The following is a 20434-nucleotide window of genomic DNA, read 5'->3' as shown; positions in this document are numbered from 1 at the left end:
GGGCGGCCAGCAGAATCCCCGTCATGGACCTCCCGGTGATGCCGCCCGTCAAGCCCATGCTGGCCAAGCCCGTCGCCCGCATCCCCGACGGGCTGCACTACGAGGCCAAGTGGGACGGCTTCCGCGCGATCGTCTTCCGCGACGGCGACGAGATCGAGGTCCACAGCCGCACCACCAAGCCCCTCACCCGGTACTTCCCCGAGCTGGTCGACGCCTTCCGCGCGCTGCTGCCGCCGCGCTGCGTCATGGACGGCGAGATCGTGATCGTCACCGGCGACCGGCTCGACTTCGACGCCCTGCTCGAACGCGTCCACCCCGCCGAGTCCCGGGTGCGGATGCTGGCCGAGCGCTCACCCGCCACGTTCGTCGCGTTCGACGTGCTCGCCCTCGGCGACGACGCGCTGCTCGACGCCCCGCTCCACGAGCGCCGCACCGCCCTGGCCGCCGCCCTGCGCGACACCCGCGCGCCCGTCTTCGTCACCCCCGCCACGCGCGACCCCGACCTGGCGAGGCGCTGGTACGAGCAGTACGAGGGCGCCGGGCTCGACGGCGTGATCGGCAAGCCGCCCGACCTCACCTACCGCCCGGGCGAGCGGGCCATGGTCAAGGTCAAGCACGAGCGCACGGCCGACTGCGTCGTCGCGGGGCTGCGCGAGCACACCTCGGGGCCCGTCGTCGGCTCGCTGCTGCTCGGCCTCTACGACGACGGCGGGCGCCTTCAACACGTCGGCGTCTCCGCGTCGTTCACCATGCGCCGCCGCGAGGAGCTGATGGCCGAGCTCGCGCCGCTGCGCATGGAGTCCGCCGAGGGCCACCCGTGGGCCGCGTGGGGCGACGAGCGGGCCCACGAGGAGAGCCGCATGCCGGGCGCGCCCAGCCGGTGGAGCGGCGGCAAGAACCTCTCCTGGGTGCCGCTGCGGCCCGAGCGGGTGTGCGAGGTCGCCTATGACCACATGCAGGGCGACCGCTTCAGGCACACCGCGCGCTTCCGCCGCTGGCGCCCGGACCGCGAGCCGGGCAGCTGCACCTATGCGCAGCTCGACGAGCCCGTCTCGTTCGACCTGGCCGAGGTGCTCAGCGCCCGCCGCCCTCCGCGCTGACCGCCGCCCGCACGCGCTCGGCCACCGCCGCGGCCTCCGCGTCGTCGGCGTACTTCGTGCGCGGCCAGAAGAAGCCGCGCAGCCCGTCCTTCCTGCGGCGCGGCACGATGTGCGTGTGGAAGTGCGGGACGGACTGGCTCACCCGGTTGTTCGCGGCGACGAACGAGCCGTCCGCGCCCATCGCGCGCTCCACCGCCGCGGTCAGCAGCCGCACCCGCGTGTAGTACGGGCCGACGTCGGGCTCGGGCAGGTCGGTCAGCGTCTCCACGTGCCGCCGTGGCACCGCGAGCAGATGGCCGGGGAAGAGCGGCCGTATGTCGAGGAACGCCACCACCGCGCCGTCGTCGAAGACCCGGTGCGCGGGCGTCTCGCCGTCGATGATCGAACAGAAGAGGCAGTCCACGCGCTCCAGTGAACACCCGGCGGCCGAAAAGCGGAGCGGGGAAGCGGCGCCGGGAAGCGCGGCGGCCGCTCGATGGTTGACGCTTGTATGAACGCAGCGGAGGTCGGGACCGAGGTCGAGGTCGTGGTCGTCGGCGGCGGGCAGGCGGGCCTGTCGGCCGCCTACCATCTGCGCCGCCGTGGGCTGGCCCCGGGGCGCGACTTCGTGGTCCTTGACCACGCCCCAGACCCCGGCGGCGCCTGGCAGTTCCGCTGGCCGACCCTGACCTACGGCCGCGTCCACGGCATGCACGCCCTGCCCGGCATGGAGCTGACAGGGGCCGACCCCGCGCGCCCCTCGTCCGAGGTGATCGGCGCGTACTTCGCCGACTACGAGCGCGCGTTCGAGCTGTCCGTGCTCCGCCCCGTGGACGTCACCGCGGTGCGCGAGGCGGGCGACGGGCGGCTCACCGTCGTCTCGTCGGTGGGGGAGTGGACCGCGCGGGCGCTGATCAACGCCACCGGCACCTGGGACCGCCCGTTCTGGCCGCATGTCCAGGGCCGGGCCACCTTCGGCGGGCGGCAGCTGCACACCGCGGGCTACCCGGGCCCCGACGCGTTCGCCGGGGAGCGCGTGCTGGTCGTCGGCGGCGGCACATCGGCCGTCTCGCACGTGCTCGAGCTCGACGGCGTCGCCGCGGAGACGACCTGGGTGACCCGCCGCCCGCCCGTCTTCAGGGAGACCTTCGGGGAGAACGCGGGCCGCGAGGCCGTCGCCCTGGTCGAGGCCAGGGTCACCCAGGGGCTGCCGCCGCGGAGCGTCGTCTCGGTGACCGGGCTGCCGATGTCCGAGGCCGTCCGCGCGGGCCTGGCGAGCGGCGTGCTGCGCCGGCGGCCCATGATCGAGCGCCTCACCCCCGGCGGCGCCGCGTGGCCGGACGGCACCACCGTCGCCCTGGACACCGTCCTGTGGGCCACGGGCTTCCGCGCCGCGATCGACCACCTGGCCCCGCTGAGGCTCCGCGAGCCGGGTGGCGGCATCCGCGTCGAGGGAACGCGTGCGGTGCGGGACCCCCGCGTCCACCTGGTCGGTTACGGACCTTCGGCGAGCACCGTCGGCGCCAACCGGGCGGGCCGCGCCGCCGTCAACGAGATCATCGCCCTGCTCGACGCCGAGGCCACCGCCCCCACCCGCGTTCCTTTGTCGATGTAACGACAGCACAGGTGAGAGCCCTAGGATGCACGAATGGTCTACACATACGGCCGTGCCGTCACCCACTGCCCCTACTGCGGGACCGGCTACGCCGTCGGCGTCGGCTGGCCGAGGGACTGCCCGGGGTGCGGGGAGACCCACTGGGCCAACCCCCTGCCCGTCGCCGTCGCGTTGCTCCCGGTCGAGGGCGACGGGGTCAGGGGCCTGGTCGTGGTGCGCCGCGACATCGAGCCCTGCCGCGGCGAGCTGGCGCTGCCCGGCGGCTACATGGAGCTGGGCGAGACCTGGGAGCAGGCCGTGGTGCGGGAGCTGCGCGAGGAGACGGGGCTGATCGCCGACCCGGCAGGGGCCACGCTGTTCGACGTGCGGAACGGCGACCGGACGCTCAACGTGTTCGCCGTGCTGCCGCCCCGGCACCCCGCCGACCTGCCGCCGTCCGCCGCCACCGACGAGGCCACCGAGTGGCTTGTCCTCACCGAGCCGGACGAGCTGGCGTTCCCCACGCACACCGCGGCCGTGACCGCCTGGTTCGCCGCCGCGTCCTAGACGACCGCCGCGCGCAGCGCCTGGGGTGGGATGGTGCCCCGCTCAGCGGCGACCCATCGGCCCAGCGCGATCTCCGCGGTGATGCCGGGCCCGAAGCCCGCGATCTGCCCCCGGGCGGCGTTCTCGACACCCCCCTCCTCGAAGAGGCGGTCCAGGGCGTCGAAGACGACGCAACTCGCGATGTTCCCGCGCTCGGTGAGGGTGGCCCTGCTGAAGCGGAACATCTCGGGGTCCACCTCGAGGAAGTGGCACAGGTCGTCCAGGATGCGGGGGCCGCCCGCGTGCACGATGTGGAAGTCAAGATCGGAGATCTCCCACTCGTGCGCGGTGGCAAGCGTCCACAGCGCGGGCGCCAGCATCTTCATCGTCGTCGGCACCCGCTTGTCGAGCAGGAAGTGGAATCCGGTGCCGCGCACCGCGTAGCTGATCCAGTCCTCGGTGTCGGGCACCAGGTGCGAGCCGTTGCGCTCGAGCAGCACGCCGCTGCCGCCCCGGCCCCGCACCACGGCCGCCGCCACGCCGTCCCCGAAGAGGCCGTTGGACAGCAGCGAGCCCACGCCGATGTCGGTGGGCTGGTAGCACAGCGAGCAGAACTCGCACGCGACGATGAGGGCGTTGGAGTCGGGGTAGGCCAGGCAGAAGTCGTGGGCCCGGTTGATCGCCGCGCCACCGGCCGCGCAGCCGAGCTGGGCGATGGGCAGCTGCCTGGTGTCGGTCCGAAAGCCCAGGGTGTTGATGAGCCAGGCCGTCATCGACGGCATCATGAAGCCCGTGCACGACACATAGACGATCAGGTCGATGTCGTTCACGCCGAGCCCGGCGTTGTCGAGCGCCCTGAAGACCACGGGCGGGACGCGCCGCTTGGCCTCCTCCTCGTACACGGTGTTGCGGGCCTCGAAGCCCGGGTGGCGCAGCGTCTCCTCGATGGGCTGGACGATGTGCCGGGTCTTCACCCCCGTGTTCTCGATCAGCCGCAGCGCGAGGCCGAGCTGCGGATGGTCGGCGTGCAGCGTGCGTGCGAGCTCCAGAGTGTGCTCCATGGTGAGCACGTACTCGGGAACCGCGATCGACGGTCTACAGAGAATGGCCATGATCCCCTCCCCTTGCCACGTGCGTCGTCAGGGCGACGACGCCGTGGCACCGATGGCTGTGTCGTCGGACGGCCCGGTCACCACGTGACCGGGAGCTCATACGGGTAACGCCAGATCGACTCGTCGTTCCAGCGCACCTCGGAGGCCGGGACCGCGAGGGCGAGCCCGGGAAAGCGGCGCAGCAGCGTGCCGATCGCCAGCTCCAGCTCCATCAGCGCGAGCGGCGCGCCGATGCAGTGGTGGGCCCCCCAGCCGAACGTCATGTGCGGCGCCGTGGGCCGGTCGAGGTCCAGCTCGTCGGGGTGCTCGAAGCGGGCCGGGTCGCGGTTGGCGGCCAGGTAGGACACGTGGACCGTGTCGTTCTTCCTGATCGTGACCCCGCCGAGCTCCACGTCCTCGGTCGCGATGCGCGGGATGCCCACTCCCTTGCGGAACGGGATGTACCGCAGCAGCTCCTCGAGCGCCCTGGGCAGCAACTCGGGCGTGGCGCGCAGCTTCTCGCGCTGCTCGGGGTGCGTGAGCAGGGTGTAGGTGATGTTGCTCAGCTGGTACGTGCTGGTGTCGTGCCCCGTCATCAGGAGCACCATGGCCATCACGGTCAACTCGTCGGTGCCGAGCACCTCGTCGCCGTCCCGCGCGGTCGCCAGGGAGCTGATCAGGTCGTCGCCGGGCTCCGCGCGGCGGCGCGCGGTCAGGTCGGCGAAGTACGCCCGCAGCTCGGCCTTGGCCCGCACGGCCGCCTCGCGCGTGGTGGCGCCGACGTTCATCATCGCCACGGCACGCGCGCGCAGCTCGGGGCGGTCCGCGTCGGGGATCTCGAGCACCTCGCAGATGGTGGTCAGCGGCAGCTGGCTCGACAGGTGCTTGACGAGGTCGGCGGGCGGGCCCTGCTCGGCCATCCCGTCGATCAGCTCGTCCACGATGCGCTGGGTCGCGGGGCGCATGGCGTCGACCTTCGGCGCGGTGAACGCCTGGGACACCAGTCGGCGAAGCCGCGAACTCTCGGGCGGGTCGAGCAGGTTGATCGATTCGTCCTGCACGATCGGCGCCGGGGTCATCCGCGGGAAGTCGCGCCCCGCCACCGCGGCCCGGCTGAATCTGCGGTCGCTGGTCACGACCCTGACGTCCTCGAAGCGGGTCACCAGCCACGCCTCGCCCTGGCCGTAGGACATCCGGATCCTGGCGATGGGCGCTTCCGTCATCAGTTGCCTGAGCAACGGGTCGAACTCGAGCCCGTCGGCGAAGTCGAACGGGCAGGTGAACACGGTCTCTGAGGGTTCCACCCCGAGGCTCCCATCGTCGTGGGCCGCCGCACCGCAACGGTGCAACGGTCCATTCGCCTGGACGACCGGTGTGTCCCCCCGGGCCCGGCCGATCATGTGCGGGGCCGGGCGAATTAACCCTTTCGGGGAAGGTTGGGGTGGTGATTATGACGCCGCGTAGGAGCGCGGGCCCAGCCCTGGCCAGCGTGGAAGGGGCGGCGCCTGGCTCGCCCGCCCCGCCGCGCGCCGCCCCGCCGTCGGCCCCGGGTCAGCCCGCCGCGGGGTGGCCCAACGGCTCGGCGTCCGCCAGGTTCCCGGGGAGGCGGAGCCCCTCGCGCAGCGGAACGAGCTCCGACTGGAGGACGAGCGCCGCGGCGCCGATCGCCGGGGCGGTGGCGGCCGAGCGGGAGAGCCTGACGGTGACGGAGTGGGTGGCCCGCGAGAAGAACGCCCGGTCCAACTCGTCCTGCACCACCGGCAGATAGATCGAGCCCGCGATGGCGAGGCTGGGCCCCGTGAGCACCAGCTGCTCCAGGTCCATCACATTGGCCAGCGTCCGCGCGGCCACCGCGAGACAGCGCGCGGAGCGCTCGAGCAGCGCGCGCGCCGCCGCGTCGCCGCGCAGCGCGGCGCGCGTGACGGCCGCGAAGTCCGCGACCCTGCGCGGCGCCTCGCCCCCGCTGGAGAGCCCGGCCGAGCGCGTCAGCTCGGGGTCGGCGAGCGCCGCGGCCACCACCGCGCCAGGCCCCGCGAGCTGCTCGGTGCAACCGCGCGCCCCGCACCAGCAGTCGGGGCCCTCGAGGTCGAGGCAGATGTGGCCGATCTCCCCGGCGTTCCCGCCGAAGCCGCGATAGGTGACCCCGTTGACCATCAGGCCCGCGCCGATGCCGGTGCCCATGTAGACGGCGGCGAACGTGGCGGTGCCGCCGACGTCGCCCGACCAGTGCTCGCCGAGCGCGGCGGCGGTCGCGTCGTTCTCCAGGACGACGGGCAGTCCCGTGGTCGCGGCCAGCTCGCTGTGGAGGGGAAAGTGTTTCCAATGCCGCATCGCGGGCGGGTAGAGCGGCATGCCGCCGGTCTGGTTCAAGGGCCCCGGAGCCACAAGTCCGAGGCCCAGTATCCTGCTTCGGTCGATACCGGCTCCGTCGATCAGCGCGTCGACCTCCGTGGTGATCCTGTCCACGACGGCCGGTGGATCGTCGGTGCCGACACCCGCGCGGGACATCCGGGCGACCACCGACCCTCCCAGGTTGGTGAGGACGTAGGTGAGCCCCGCGTGGTCCAGATGCACGCCGACCGCGAAACGGGAGGACTGGTTGAGCTGGAGCAGCACCCGGCGCTTGCCGCCGGTGGATTCCGCCCGCCCCGTCTCCACCACGAGGCCGTCGTCGATGAGACGCCTGACCACGGTCGAGATGGTGGCGCCGGTGAAGCCGGTCGCCTTGACGATCCCGACCCGGCTGATGGTGCCGGCGGCACGGATCACATCGAGGACGGCCGCCCTGCTGCTGGCATGGGGGGTGGCGCCCGCTGGTCCGCTCACTGAGTCCTCCGCATCGTTCACGGGAGTCCGCGACATCACTGCGCAGCGTCGGTGTCACGCTGAGCGATGCTTAGTTTATTTGCCTGACGAACGAGTCTGCCAGGTCTTTCCCCGGGGAGGGCGGCGAAGGGTTTCTCGTGGCGCACGGTGCTCCTGTGAAGGCGCACCGTGTCGGTCACGATTCATGCCCGTCGTTGTCCGTTCGTGTCTTTAGGGGGTTGACTTTGTTAATTCGGCGGCTTAACAATCACATACCCCTGGGTGACTCCGCCCATGCCCCAACGGTGGGGCAGGCCAAGAGAGGAACGTACATGTCCTTGCACGCAAGGTGGCGGCGCGTAAGAAATGCGGCGATAGGAGCGGTGTCCATAGGGCTGGTCGCCGCCGGCTGCGGAGGTTCGGGCGGAGGCGGTTCGAGCACGGACAGCGACACCCTGATCGTCTACACCGGGCAGGCCACGGACTATCAGCGGAACTTCAACCCGTATCTGCCGGGGAGGAACGAGGGCGACGGCACCATCTTCGAGCCGCTGTTCTTCTTCAACATCGCCCGGCAGGACGACCCGCAGCCGCGCCTCGGCACCGAGTACGCGTGGAACGACGACGGCACCGAGCTGTCGATCACCGTCCGCGAGGGGGTCACCTGGTCGGACGGCGAGGAGTTCAGCGCCGACGACGTCGCGTTCACCTTCAACATGCTCAAGGAGCACGACGCCCTCAACACCCAGGGCTTCAACGGCGATGTCGAGGTCGTCAGCCCCGCCGAGGTGCTTGTCACCTTCCCCGAGCCCGCCTACATGAGGGTGGCCGACCTGTTGGGCAAGACCTGGATCGTGCCCGAGCACATCTGGGGGGAGATGGACGACCCGGCGACGAACACGAACGCCGAGCCCGTCGGCACCGGCCCGTTCACACTCTCCGACTTCAGGCCGCAGGCGTTCACGCTGACCGCCAACGCCGACTACTGGGGCGGCGAGCCGACGCTCAAGAACGTCCGCTACACGGCGCTCTCGGGCAACCAGGCCGCCGCCGACGCCCTGTCGGGCGGCGACATCGACTGGAACACCGGGCCCGTGCCGGACATCGCGAACACCGAGTCCGACTACCCCGGGTACAAGAGCATCACGGCCTACGCCTTCCAGATCGCGCTCAACACGTGCTCGAGCGCCGACCTCGGCTGCGAGGGCCCGCAGACCGACCCGGCCGTGCGGCAGGCGATCTACTGGGCGATGGACCGTGAGCAGCTCAACTCGCTGGCGTTCCAGAACACCGCGAGCGAGATCTCGCCCGGATTCGCCCTCCCCGAGCGCGACGCCGGCTACGTCTCGGCCGACCTGGAGAACCAGACCGCGCTGATGACGGCCGACGTGGACCGCGCCCAGGAGGTCCTGGAGAACGCGGGCTACCGCCAGGGCGACGACGGCATCTACGCCAGGGACGGCCAGAAGGTCTCCCTGACCATCACGGCGGTCGCCGGCTGGACCGACCACATCACGGCCGTCAACACCCTGGCCGAGCAGGTGCGCGAGGCCGGGATCGAGCTGACCGTCAACCAGGTCTCGTTCAACGAGATGTCGGACTCCCGAGGCCGCGGCGACTTCCAGCTGATGATCGACTCGCTCTACCCGGGCCCGCTGCCCGACCCGTACTTCGTGTACAACAACTTCTTCAACAGCGCCAACACCGCCCCGGTCGGCGAGACCGCCAACCCCAACTTCGCGCGGTACGAGAACGCCGACGTGGACGAGGCCATCTCCCAGCTCGCGCAGATCGACCCCGACGACGCCGACGCGCGGCAGCCGTACTACGACACCATCCAGGCCGCGCTCGAGCGGGACATGCCCTACATCCCGGTGCTGACCGGCGGTACCACCAGCCAGTTCAACGCCGAGAAGTTCACCGGCTGGCCCACGGATGTGAACCTGTACGCGTACCCGGCCGTCTGGCAGAGGCCCGACCAGTCGCAGATCTACCTCAACCTCAAGCCGGCCGGTGAGTGACACAGTCCGATGAGGTACTACGCCCGGAAGCTCGGGTTCTATCTCGTCGCCCTCTGGGCGGCGCTGACCCTGAACTTCCTCATTCCACGAATGATGCCGGGCAACCCGGTCGACACGCTGCTGATCAAGCTCCAGCAGCGTGGCGGCTCGGTCGGGCCCGACGTCCGCAGGTCCTACGAGCTGCTGCTCGGCGCCGACACCGGTGATCCGCTGTTCCAGCAGTACGCCGAGTACCTCGGCAACATGTTCAGGGGCGAGCTCGGCGTGTCCGTCAGCGCCTTCCCCGCCCCGGTCACCGAGGTCATCTCGCAGTCCCTGTCCTGGACGATCGTGCTGGTCGGCATCGCCACCCTGCTGTCGTTCCTGGTGGGCGTAGTGCTCGGCACGGTGGTGGGCTGGAAGCGGGGCTCCTGGCTCGACTCCCTGGTCCCGGCCACCACCGTGCTCTCGGCCGTGCCGTACTTCTGGCTCGCGCTGATCTTCGCGCTCGTGTTCTCGTCGTCGCTCGGCTGGTTCCCGCGCAGCGGCGGGTACGACGTCGCCCTGGCGACCGGCTGGAACTACGAGTTCATCAACTCCGCCGTGTACCACGGCTTCCTGCCGGCGCTGACCATCGTGGTCTCCTCCGTCGGCGGCTGGCTGCTCGGCATGCGCAACATGATGGTCTCGACCATGTCCGAGGACTACATCCTCACCGCCCAGGCGAAGGGCCTGCGCAACCGGCGGATCATGACCCGTTACGCCGCGCGCAACGCCGTGCTGCCCTCGGTCGCGGGGTTCGCCATCTCCCTGGGCTTCGTGGTCTCCGGATCCATCGTCACCGAACAGGTCTTCTCCTACCCCGGCATCGGCTCCAAGCTCCTCCAGGCCGTGGAGAACAGCGACTACGCCCTGATGCAGGGGATCTTCCTGGTGATCACGATCGCGGTGCTCGGCGCCAACCTGATCGTCGACCTGCTGTACGGCCTCATCGATCCCCGCACCCGGGTCGAGAACTGACCAGGAAGGAGCAGGCACCGTGACCAATCTCAGCCCGCTCACCGGCAGCGCCGACGAGGGCGCTCCGCTCGCGGGGCCCGACCCCGACCCGTCGCCAGGGCGGCGCCCACGCGCCAGCGGCATGCGCGCCCTGGTGCCCACGTGGTCGCCCAAGCTCGCCACAGGGCTTGTCCTGGTCCTCGGCATCGGCCTGTTCGGCCTCTTCGGGCCGATGCTCGTGGGCGACCCCAACGCCATCGACAGCATGGGCATGACCTCGCCGAGCGGCGACTTCTGGCTCGGCACCACCCAGACCGGCCAGGACGTCTTCGCCCAACTCGCCCACGCCACCCGGGGATCGCTCCAGATCGGCCTGCTGGTCGGCGTCCTCGCCACCCTGCTCTCGGCCGTCTTCGGCATCATCGGCGGCTATGTGGGCGGCGCGATCGACGAGGGCTTCTCCCTCTTCTCCAACGTCATGCTGGTCATCCCTGGCCTGCCGCTGGTGATCGTCATCGCGGGGTTCGTGCCCGTGCAGGACCGCGGCTGGTGGACCATCGGCCTGGTGCTCGCGATCACCAGCTGGGCCGCCTCCGCCCGCGTGCTGCGCGCCCAGACCCTCTCGCTGCGCAACCGCGACTATGTCGCCGCGGCGCGCGTCGCGGGCGAGAAGCGCTGGCGCGTCGTCTCGGTGGAGATCCTGCCGAACCTTCTGCCGCTGCTGGCCTCGCAGTTCGTCTTCGCGATCATCGCGGGCATCCTCGCCGAGGCGGGCCTGTCGTTCCTCGGCCTCGGCGCCTCGGGCTCCCAGACCCTGGGCACGATGCTCTACTTCGCCCAGAACGGCTTCGCCCTCCAGAACGAGGCGTGGTGGTGGTTCGTGCCGCCGGGCGCCGTGATCGCCCTCTTCGGCTGCGGCCTCGCGCTGATCAACTTCAGCATCGACGAGATCATCAACCCCAAGCTCCGCGTCCCGAAGCCGCCCAAGGGCGACGCCGCCGAGGCCATCGAGGTCGCCGTCGCGCCCGTGCCCATCGAGGGCGCGGCCGCCGAGGCTCCCGCGGCGCCGGGCGTCGTGCGCGTCGAGAAGCGCCGCGACGCCGTCCTGACCGTCAAGGACCTCAACGTGGTCTACCGCACCGCCCAGCCGGTGCACGCGGTCAAGGACGTCTCGATCACCCTGGGCCGCGGCGAGATCCTGGGCCTCGCGGGGGAGTCGGGCTCCGGCAAGACGACGCTGGCCTACGCGATCAACCGCCTGCACCGGCCGCCCGCCGAAGTGGCCTCAGGCAGCGTGACGTTCCACGACAGGGACGGCGGCGACCTCGACCTGCTGACGCTGGGCGACGAGGAGCTGCGGCGCTTCCGCTGGGCCAAGCTCTCGATGGTCTTCCAGGGCGCGATGAACTCGCTCAACCCCGTGATCACCATCAACGAGCAGCTCGACGACGTCCTCACCACCCACCGCCCCGACATGCCGAGGGCCGAACGCCGCGCCCGCTGCGAGGAGGTGCTCCACCTCGTCGGCGTCGACCCCGCGCGCCTCGGCTCCTTCCCGCACGAGCTGTCGGGCGGCATGCGGCAGCGCGTCATGATCGCCATGGCGATGCTGCTCGACCCCCAGGTCATGATCATGGACGAACCCACCACCGCGCTCGACGTGGTGGTGCAGCGCGGCATCCTCCGCGAGATCATCAGGCTCCGCGACGAGCTGGGCTTCGCCGTCGTCTTCATCACCCACGACCTGCCGATGCTGCTCGAGCTGAGCGACCGCATCGCGGTGATGCGCGCGGGCGAGATCGTCGAGTACGCCGAGGCGGACCAGATCTACGACAACCCCACGCACCCCTACACCCGGCAGCTCCTCGAATCGTTCCCGAGCCTGACCGGCGAGCGGGGCGCGTTCATCCGCACCGGCGAGAGGACCCCGCGATGACCGCACTCGAGGTCCGCGACCTCGTCAAGGACTACCCGATCCGCTCGGGCCTGCGGCGCTCCACGCTGCGCGCCGTCGACCATGTGTCGTTCACCCTCACCCCTGGCCGCACCGTGGCGCTCGTGGGGGAGTCGGGCTCGGGCAAGTCCACCGTGGCCAAGATGATCGCCCGGCTCGAACGCCCCACCGGCGGCGAGATCGTGGCGCTCAAGGACGACGGGACGCCGGTCTCCGACCGCGAGTACCGCGATCATGTGCAGATGGTCTTCCAGGACCCGTTCGCCTCGCTCAACCCCTTCCACACCATCGAGCACCACCTGGCCCGCCCGCTGCGCCTGCACGGCAGGGCGAAGGGCGCGGACGACACCAGGCGGCAGGTCGAGCAGCTCCTCGAACGCGTCAACCTCACGCCCGCCGACACCATGGCGCCGCGCCGCCCGCACGAGCTGTCGGGCGGGCAGCGCCAGCGCGTGGCGATCGCGCGGGCGCTCGCGCCGGGCGCGCAGGTGGTCGTGGCCGACGAGCCCGTCTCGATGCTCGACGTCTCCATCAGGCTCGGCGTGCTCAACCTGCTGGCCAGGCTCCAGCGCGAGGACGACCTCGCCGTCCTCTACATCACCCACGACCTCGCCACCGCGCGGCACTTCTCCGACGACATCCTGGTGATGTACCGGGGGCATGTCGTGGAACGCGGACCGGCCGACGACGTGATCCTCCACCCCCGGCACTCCTACACGAAGCTGCTGGCCGCCGCCGCGCCCAACCCCGACGAGCGGGGCCGCTCGCTGGCCGAGTCGCCGGGCGCGATCAGCCAGGAGGACCTGACCAGGACGTATGACCACTACGCGGGCGAGTGGCGCCCGTTCGGCAAGGCGGCGCCCATCGCCAAGGCCCTGGCCGACCCCGCGGGGACCCGCCGCGGCTGACCGAGGGCCCTCCCGCGGATCGTGAGAAACGGGCGCACACGCCGCGTGCGTGTGCGCCCGAGTCCCGGTCGAGAGGCGTCCTTACTTACTTTATTCGGTTGCATAACAATCCACCCCGGTCCGAGCAGACGATCCCAGGGAGTGTTCCACCATGATCCGTCACGCCGTGCACGACGGTTGGCACCTGACGGCGACTGCCGGGCCGGTCCCCGAGGACATCGCGGGCCGCACGGTCCCCGCCCAGGTCCCCGGCAGCGCCCACCTCGACCTGCTGGCCGCGGGCCTCATCCCCGACCCCTACCTCGACCGGGTCGAGGAGGAGCTGGTCTGGGCGCACCGCACCCACTGGCGCTACGCCACCACCGTGCCCGCCGACCTCGCCGCCGCGCCCGCCGACGACGAGCGCGTCGACCTCGTCTTCGAAGGGCTCGACACCGTCGCCACCGTCGAGTGGGGCGGCCACGCGCTCGGCACCACGGCCAACATGCACCGCTCCCACCGCTTCGACGTCCGCGCCCTGCTCGACGGCGCCCCCGCCGACCTGGCCGTCGCCTTCCGCCCCGCCATCGAGTACGCCGAGGAGATGCAGGAGCGCCTCGGCGCCCGCCCCCGCGCGTACGACCACCCCATGAACATGGTCCGCAAGATGGCGTGCAGCTTCGGCTGGGACTGGGGCCCCGACCTCCAGACCGCAGGCATCTGGAAGCCCGTGCGCCTCGAACGCTGGCGCAGCGCGCGGCTCGCCGAGGTGCGGCCCCTGGTCACCGTGGCCGACGACGGCACGGGGCGCGCCGAGGTGCACGCCGTGCTCGAACGCTCCGGGCTCGGCGATGACACCGAGCTGACCCTGACCGCCGAGGTCGCGGGCCGCCGGGCCGAGGTCACCGTCCCGGCGGGCGCCACCACCGCCACCGTCACCGTCGAGGTCCCCGACGCCCGCCTGTGGTGGCCCGTGGGCCACGGCGACCAGCCGCTCTACGACCTCGCGGTGACCCTGGGCGCAAAGGACCCCGAGCCGCTCGACACCTACGCCCGCCGCATCGGCTTCCGCACCGTCACCGTGGACACCACCCCCGACGCCATCGGCACCCCGTTCACCTTCGTCGTCAACGGCAAGCCGATCTTCGCCAAGGGCGCCAACTGGATCCCCGACGACCACTTCCTCACCCGCGTCACGCGCGAGCGCCTCGAGCGCCGCGTCGACCAGGCGCTCGGCGCCCACATGAACATGCTGCGCGTCTGGGGCGGCGGCATCTACGAGTCCGACGACTTCTACGACATCTGCGACGAGCGCGGCGTCCTCGTCTGGCAGGACTTCCTCCTCGCCTGCGCCGCCTACCCCGAAGAGGCCCCGTTCTGGGACGAGTTCGAGGCCGAGGCCAGGGAGAACGTCGCCCGGCTGACCCCCCACCCCTCCCTCGCCCTGTGGAACGGCGGCAACGAGAACCTCTGGGGCTGGATGGACTGGGGCTGGCAGGAGCGGCTCGACGGGCGCACCTGGGGACTCGGCTACTACACCGAGCTGTTCCCGCGCGTCGTCGCCGAGCTCGACCCCACCCGCGCCTACGCCGACGGCAGCCCCTACAGCCCGCGCTTCGCCCCCGAGGACAAGCACCCCAACGACCAGGACCACGGCACCCGCCACGAGTGGGGCGTCTGGAACCGCCTCGACTTCACCACCTACCGCGACCACATCCCGCGGTTCTGCTCGGAGTTCGGCTTCCAGGGCCCGCCCACCCGCGCCACCCTGTCCGCGTGGATCCACGACGAGCCGCTGAGCCCCACATCGCCCGCGTTCCTGCTCCACCAGAAGGCCGAGGACGGCAACGGCAAGCTCGACCGAGGGCTCGCCCCCCACCTGCCGGAGCCCCGCGACTTCGAGGAGTGGCACTGGGCCACCCAGCTCAACCAGGCCCGCGCCGTCGCCTTCGGCATCGAGCACTTCCGCTCCTGGTGGCCCCGCACCGCGGGCGCCCTGGTCTGGCAGCTGAACGACTGCTGGCCCGTCACCTCGTGGGCCGCGGTGGACGGCGACGAGCGGCCCAAGCCCCTGTGGTACGGGCTGCGCCACGCCTTCGCCCCCCGCCTGCTGACGTTCCAGCCGAGGGAGGGCCGCACCGCGCTGCTCGCGGTCAACGACACCGACGACCCCTGGCACGGCCAACTCCTGCTGCGCCGCCGGTCGTTCGGCGGAGAGGTGCTGGACAGCGCTACGATCTCCCTCGACGTCTCGGCGCGCTCCGTCGCCGAGCTCGATCTGTCCGATTCGCTGGTCAAGCCCGCGGACGCGGCACGGGAGGTGCTGGTGGCCACCACGGACGGGGCCAGGGCGGTCCAGCTGTTCGCCGAGGACCGCGACCTGGCGTACGACCCGGACGCGCTGACCGCCGAGGCGGTCGCCGTGCCCGGCGGATACCGGATCGACGTCACCGCCACGTCGTTCGCCCACGACGTCGCGATCCTGGCCGACCGGGTGGCGCCCGACGCGCGGGTGGACGACATGCTGGTGCCGCTGCTGCCGGGCGAGACCCACACGTTCACCGTCCACACCGACGCGCGCGTCGACCCCGCGTCGTTCACCGCGCCGCTCGTGCTGCGCAGCGCCAACGCCCTCCACGCGCCCCGGAGAGCGACTCGGTGAGCGGAGCCTCGGTGAGCGGAACGGAGGCCATCGGGCTCGTCCTCGCCCGGCCCGCCAGGCTGCTCGGGGTCGAGCCGTTCTTCATGGAGTTCATCGCCGGGATCGAGGAACGGCTCGCCGAGCGCCGCCTCTCCGTGCTGCTCCACGTCGTCGCCACGCACGACGAGGAGATCGCCACCCACCGGCGGTGGGCCGAGCGCGGCCTGGTGGACGCGGTCGTCGTGGTCAACCTGACCCTCGACGACCGCCGCCCCGGCGTGCTCGCCGGGCTCGGCCTGCCCGCCGTGTTCGTGGGCGCCTGGGACGGCGGCCCCGACCTGCCCGTGGTCGCCACCGACAACGCCGCCCCGGTCCGCGAGGCGCTCGGCGAGCTGCTCGCCCTCGGCCACCGCCGCATCGCCCGCGTCACAGGGCCCGCCGACCTCGTGCACACCATGGCCAGGACCGAGGCGCTGGCCGCGGGCTGCGCGGCGGTCGGCATCGAGCCCGTGCTCGTCGAGGGCGACTACTCCGCCGAGGCGGGCACCAGACTCACCGCCCAGCTGCTGCGCCGCCCCGGGCGCCCGACGGCGATCCTCTACGACAACGACGTGATGGCCGTCGCCGGGCTCGGCGTCGCCAAGGACCTGGGCATCGCCGTGCCGGACCAGCTGTCCCTGCTGGCCTGGGACGACTCCACGATGTGCCGCCTGGCCTCGCCCCCGCTCTCCACCATGAGCGTGGACGTCCACCGGTTCGGCGTCATGGTCGCCGAGACCGTGCTCGAGCTGATCGACGGCGGCCCGGTCACGGCCCGCCGCTCCCCGCCCGCCAGGTTCACCCCGCGCGGCACCACCGCGCGGGCCCCCGAAGGGCCGCCGTCACCCGGCTGAGCGCGCGGGCTCGGCCGCGTCCTCCTCGGCGATCCGCGCCATGGCCGACTCGGCCGTGCGCCGCGCCCAGCGCCCCGTGGTGAGCGCGCCGAAGACCAGCACGAGTACACCGCAGCCCGCGAGCACCCACCACCCCGTGTCCCGCGAGCCCGTGGCGAGCACGGTGCCCACCACCGCCACGCCCAGCGCGGAGCCGACCTGCCGCCCGGTCGACGCGATGCCCGCGGCCACCCCGGACCGGCTGCGCGGCATCCCGGTCACGGCCGTGTTGGTGATGGGCGCGTTCACCAGGCCGAACCCGATGCCGAAGGTCACATAGGCGGTGAACAGATACGCCAGCGACGTGTCCTCGGTCAGGCCCGTCAGCAGCACGCCACCCGCCGTGATCGCCACCCCGGAGAGCAGCACCGGCAGGCGCGGCCCGACATGGCTCACCAGATAGCCGGACAGCGGCGCGAAGACCAGCGTCATCGCCGCCATCGGCAGCAGGTGCAGCCCCGCGTCGAACGCGCCGAGCCCGCGCTCGTTCTGGAGGTAGAGCGTGTTGAGGAAGAGGAAGCCCCCCAGGCCGGCGAACGCCGCGAGCGCTATGGCGAACGCCCCGCTGAACGGCGCGCTGCGGAAGAAGCGCAGCTCGAGCAGCGGCTCCCGGCGCCTCGGCTCGTACCACAGCAGGCAGGCGAGCGCCGCGATCGCGATGCCGAAGCAGATCAGCAGCAGCGGCGAACCCCACCCGTCGTGGCCGCCCTCGATGATGCCGAACGTCAGCGAGCCGAGCAGCACGATCACCAGCAGCTGCCCCACGACGTCGAGGCGCCGCGGGTGGGCCGCGCACGACTCGGGGACATAGCGGGCGGTGAGGAGGAGGGCGGCGAGGCCGATCGGGAGGTTGAGCCAGAAGATCGCCCGCCAGCCGAACGACGCCACGAGCGCGCCGCCCAGGATCGGGCCGAGCGCCATCGAGATGCCGACCACCCCGCCCCACACGCCGATCGCGCGGGCCAGCTCCTTGGGGTCCCTGAACGTGTTGGTGATGATCGACATCGCCACGGGGTTGAGCATCGAGCCGCCGATCGCCTGGAACGCGCGGAAGGCGATCAGCCAGCCGAGGCTCGGCGCGAGCGCGCACAGCAGCGACCCGGCGACGAAGAGGACGAGCCCGGTCTTGAACACCCGCCGCCGCCCCACCCGGTCCGCGGTCGAGCCCGACAGCAGCAGGAACGACGCCAGCACCACCGTGTAGATGTCCACGGTCCACTGGAGTCCCGAGACATCCGCGCCCAACTCCCTTTGGAGCGAGGGCAGCGCCACATTGAGCGCGGTCACGTCCAGGCTGACGATCAGCAGGCTCATGCAGCAGATCGACAGCACCAGAAGGCGGCGCGGGCGGCTGAGGGCATCGATGTCCGGCATCTCCGCCGAAGCCTAGCGGCGAGGTCAGGGGGGCGCTCCGCGGGTAGCCCGGGCGGACCACGGGCATCCCACAGGGAACACCGGAGGAAAATACCCGGGGGAATAGGGGCCCGCGCCGCGAGCGTTGGGGCCACCCTGGGAGACGTGCCGACCGCCACCCCTGTGCCACGAGGAGGTTCCGTGCCCGACTCCACACCCGAGACCCATGTCATCGCCTATCGCGCGGCCGAGCAGCTGCTCAACGCCCGCGACCCGCGGGGTGCCCTCAAGCTGCTCGACCCGCTGATCACCGCCCACCCCGAGAACACCTCGGCCCGGCTGCTGCGCGCCCGTGCGTTCTTCCTCGCCGCCCAGCTGCGCTCGGCCGAGCTCGAGTTCCAGCTGGTCCTCGAGCGCGAGCCGGACAACTCGTTCGCCCACTTCGCGCTGGCCCGCACCCTGGAGCGGGCGGGCCGCGAGGGCGAGGCCATGCGCCACTTCCGGCTTGCCGCCGCGCTCGACCCCCGCCCCGAGTACCGGGCCGCCGCCCGCTTCGAGCCCTGACCGGCGTCCGCCTCGCCACGGCCCGCGCCGCCGCCGGGCGCGCCGCGGGCGGGATCGTTCAGGCTGCCGTCGCCGACACGTCCGACACCTGACGGCGCACGGCCGTCACGATGGCGGAGGCGTTGATCCCCGCCTCCTCCAGCTGCTCGGCCTCGGTCGCCGAGCCCGGCATCGCGTCCACCGCGAGCCGTATCAGCCGCGGCGCGGGCCTGCCGTCGGTGAACGCGTCGAGCACCGCGTCGCCCAGGCCGCCCTCCGGCCTGTGGTCCTCCACGGTCAGCAGGCAGCCGGTCTCCTCCGCGGCCTCGAGCAGCGTGTGCGCGTCCACCGGCTTGACCGAGTACAGGTCGATGACCCGCACCGCCGTGCCGCCCTCGGCCAGCTCGTCCGCCGCGCGCAGCGCCTCGTGCACCGTCACCCCGGCCGCCACGATCGTCAGCCGGTCCCGCGAGGAGCGCCGCAGCACCTTGCTGCCGCCCACCGTGAACTCCTCGTCGGGCCCGTAGATCACCCGGCTCCCGCCGCGCCCGGTGCGCAGGTAGCGGATCCCGCCGCCGTCCGCCATCGCGGCCGTCAGCCTGGCCGTCTGGTTGGCGTCGCACGGCGCGAGCACCGTGCTGCCGTGCAGCGCCCTGAACATCGCCAGGTCCTCGAGTCCCATCTGCGACGGGCCGTCCTCGCCGATGGCCACGCCCGCGTGCGAGCCCGCGAGGCTCAGCGAGGCCCGGCCGATCGCGGCCATGCGCAGGAAGTCGTGTGCCCTGCTGAGGAACGCGGCGAACGTCGAGACGAACGGCGTCCACCCGCGCACCTGCATCCCGACGGCCGACGCGACCATCTCCTGCTCGGCGATGTAGCACTCGAAGAAGCGCCCCGGGTGCTCATCGGCGAAGAACTGCGACCGCGTCGAGTCGCTCACCTCGCCGTCGAGCGCCACCACGTCGTCCCGGTCGCGGCCCACCGCGGCCAGCGCCTCGCCATAGGCGTTCCTGGTGGCCACCGTGTCGCCGACCTCGTAACGCGGCAGGTCCGTGTGGACGCCGTGCGCCTGCCGGGGCGCGGTCGTCGCGGCCGGGCGCTCGACCTCGACGCGCAGCGAGCGCGCCCCGCCGAGCTCCTCGACCGCCGCTTCGGGGTCGGGCACGGGCTTCCCGTGCTTGCCCTCCTTGTCGGCCACCGCGGCCACGCCCCTGCCCTTGACGGTGCGGGCCAGGACGACCGTGGGCCGGTCGGTGACGCCGAGGGCCTCCCGGTAGGCGGCGTCGACGGCCGCGGGGTCGTGCCCGTCGACCTGGACGACGTGCCAGCCGAACGCGTCCGCGCGGCGGGCGTAGGCGTCCAGGTCCCACCCGTGCCGGGTGGGCCCGCGCTGGCCGAGGCGGTTGATGTCGGCGATGAGGGTCAGGTTGTCGAGGCGCTCGTAGCCCGCGTGCTCGAACGCCTCCCACATCGAGCCCTCGGCCAGCTCGCTGTCGCCGCACATGACCCACACCCGGTAGGGCATCTCGTCGAGGCGCTTGCCCGCGAGCGCGATGCCGACGCCGATCGGCAGGCCCTGCCCGAGCGAGCCGGTCGCCACGTCGACCCACGGCAGCCTGGGCGTGGGGTGGCCCTCGAGCCTGCTGCCCAGGGTGCGGTAGGTCATCAACTCCTCGTCGCTGAGCACCCCTGCCGCCTTGTACGCGGCGTAGAGCAGCGGCGAGGCGTGCCCCTTGGAGAGGATCAGGTGGTCGTTGCCCGGGTGGTTGGGCCAGTCGAAGTCGTACCGCAGGTGACGGGCCATCAGCACGGCCATGAGATCGGCGGCCGACATCGACGACGTCGCGTGCCCCGACCCGGCGTGCCCCGTCATCCGGACGGCGTCCACGCGGAGCTGCTGCCCGAGTTCGGCCAGGTACTGGTCTGTGGTCATTCCTGCCTCCTGCGTCGGCCTCCGGGGCGGATCTCGGTGCGCGGGTACCCAGGCCGCCCGCCGCCTAACGGCCGGAA

16 protein-coding genes are annotated in these 20434 nt (G+C 72.0%); 10 read left to right on the top strand and 6 right to left on the bottom strand.

Annotated elements, in window-relative coordinates:
- Window positions 1-23 precede the first annotated feature (23 nt).
- The gene (locus D7318_RS09940; protein WP_120696538.1) at window positions 24-1100 is read left to right on the top strand and encodes an ATP-dependent DNA ligase; all 1077 of its coding nucleotides are present in this window, start codon (window positions 24-26) and stop codon (window positions 1098-1100) included.
- Here D7318_RS09940 and D7318_RS09935 read toward each other — a convergent pair.
- Window positions 1075-1503: an HIT family protein gene (locus tag D7318_RS09935; protein WP_220729590.1), complete on the bottom strand. Its 429-nt coding sequence runs from the start codon at window positions 1501-1503 to the stop codon at window positions 1075-1077. The two genes, D7318_RS09940 and D7318_RS09935, sit on opposite strands and share 26 nt — an antisense overlap.
- Before the next feature lie 87 nt (window positions 1504-1590).
- Between D7318_RS09935 and D7318_RS09930 the strand changes: the two genes are divergently transcribed.
- Both D7318_RS09930 and D7318_RS09925 read left to right on the top strand, forming a co-directional pair.
- A complete protein-coding gene (locus D7318_RS09930; protein WP_120696536.1) occupies window positions 1591-2694 on the top strand; it encodes an FAD-dependent oxidoreductase in 1104 nt (367 codons plus the stop codon).
- Between the two features lie 33 nt (window positions 2695-2727).
- A complete protein-coding gene (locus D7318_RS09925; protein WP_120696535.1) occupies window positions 2728-3240 on the top strand; it encodes an NUDIX domain-containing protein in 513 nt (170 codons plus the stop codon).
- Here D7318_RS09925 and D7318_RS09920 read toward each other — a convergent pair.
- The 3 genes from D7318_RS09920 to D7318_RS09910 form a co-directional block, all read right to left on the bottom strand.
- The gene (locus tag D7318_RS09920) at window positions 3237-4331 is read right to left on the bottom strand and encodes a type III polyketide synthase (RefSeq protein WP_120696534.1); all 1095 of its coding nucleotides are present in this window, start codon (window positions 4329-4331) and stop codon (window positions 3237-3239) included. The genes D7318_RS09925 and D7318_RS09920 overlap by 4 nt on opposite strands.
- 77 nt (window positions 4332-4408) lie before the next feature.
- Window positions 4409-5614, bottom strand: coding sequence for a cytochrome P450 (locus tag D7318_RS09915; protein WP_230423590.1), 1206 nt, complete (start codon window positions 5612-5614; stop codon window positions 4409-4411).
- 247 nt (window positions 5615-5861) lie between these two features.
- Complete coding sequence (locus tag D7318_RS09910) at window positions 5862-7136, bottom strand: ROK family transcriptional regulator (RefSeq protein WP_230423588.1); 1275 nt, start codon at window positions 7134-7136, stop codon at window positions 5862-5864.
- A gap of 362 nt (window positions 7137-7498) precedes the next feature.
- Between D7318_RS09910 and D7318_RS09905 the strand changes: the two genes are divergently transcribed.
- The 6 genes from D7318_RS09905 to D7318_RS09880 all read left to right on the top strand — a co-directional run bounded on the left by D7318_RS09905 (window position 7499) and on the right by D7318_RS09880 (window position 16489).
- Window positions 7499-9136 carry an ABC transporter substrate-binding protein gene (locus tag D7318_RS09905; RefSeq protein WP_230423586.1) on the top strand — a complete coding sequence of 546 codons (1638 nt, stop codon included), beginning with the start codon at window positions 7499-7501 and terminating at the stop codon, window positions 9134-9136.
- Window positions 9137-9145: 9 nt separating this feature from the next.
- The gene (locus tag D7318_RS09900) at window positions 9146-10135 is read left to right on the top strand and encodes an ABC transporter permease (RefSeq protein ID WP_120696530.1); all 990 of its coding nucleotides are present in this window, start codon (window positions 9146-9148) and stop codon (window positions 10133-10135) included.
- Between the two features lie 19 nt (window positions 10136-10154).
- Entirely contained in the window at window positions 10155-12050 is a 1896-nt protein-coding gene (locus D7318_RS09895) for a dipeptide/oligopeptide/nickel ABC transporter permease/ATP-binding protein (protein ID WP_120696529.1), read from the top strand.
- The gene (locus tag D7318_RS09890; RefSeq protein WP_120696528.1) at window positions 12047-12976 is read left to right on the top strand and encodes an ABC transporter ATP-binding protein; all 930 of its coding nucleotides are present in this window, start codon (window positions 12047-12049) and stop codon (window positions 12974-12976) included. The genes D7318_RS09895 and D7318_RS09890 overlap by 4 nt, the downstream gene beginning before the upstream one ends.
- A 151-nt stretch (window positions 12977-13127) precedes the next feature.
- Window positions 13128-15617: a glycoside hydrolase family 2 protein gene (locus D7318_RS09885; RefSeq protein ID WP_120696527.1), complete on the top strand. Its 2490-nt coding sequence runs from the start codon at window positions 13128-13130 to the stop codon at window positions 15615-15617.
- 11 nt (window positions 15618-15628) lie between these two features.
- Complete coding sequence (locus D7318_RS09880; protein WP_120696526.1) at window positions 15629-16489, top strand: LacI family DNA-binding transcriptional regulator; 861 nt, start codon at window positions 15629-15631, stop codon at window positions 16487-16489.
- On the opposite strand, the gene D7318_RS09875 is transcribed toward D7318_RS09880, so the two are convergent.
- Window positions 16478-17902 carry an MFS transporter gene (locus D7318_RS09875; RefSeq protein WP_120696525.1) on the bottom strand — a complete coding sequence of 475 codons (1425 nt, stop codon included), beginning with the start codon at window positions 17900-17902 and terminating at the stop codon, window positions 16478-16480. The genes D7318_RS09880 and D7318_RS09875 overlap by 12 nt on opposite strands.
- Before the next feature lie 180 nt (window positions 17903-18082).
- On the opposite strand from D7318_RS09875, the gene D7318_RS09870 reads away from it, so the two are divergent.
- On the top strand, window positions 18083-18445 hold the full coding sequence (locus D7318_RS09870) for a tetratricopeptide repeat protein (protein WP_120696524.1): 363 nt from the start codon (window positions 18083-18085) through the stop codon (window positions 18443-18445).
- A 58-nt stretch (window positions 18446-18503) separates the two neighbouring features.
- Here D7318_RS09870 and D7318_RS09865 read toward each other — a convergent pair whose 3' ends face one another.
- Window positions 18504-20357 (bottom strand): transketolase, encoded by a 1854-nt coding sequence (locus tag D7318_RS09865; protein WP_120696523.1) that lies wholly within the window; start codon window positions 20355-20357, stop codon window positions 18504-18506.
- Window positions 20358-20434: the final 77 nt, after the last annotated feature.

It is taken from the genome of Streptomyces radicis (assembly GCF_003626575.1).
GTDB lineage: Bacteria > Actinomycetota > Actinomycetes > Streptomycetales > Streptomycetaceae > Streptomyces > Streptomyces radicis.
The sequence above is the reverse complement of the archived record's forward strand: the minus strand, read 5'-3'. Positions and strand labels throughout refer to the sequence as shown.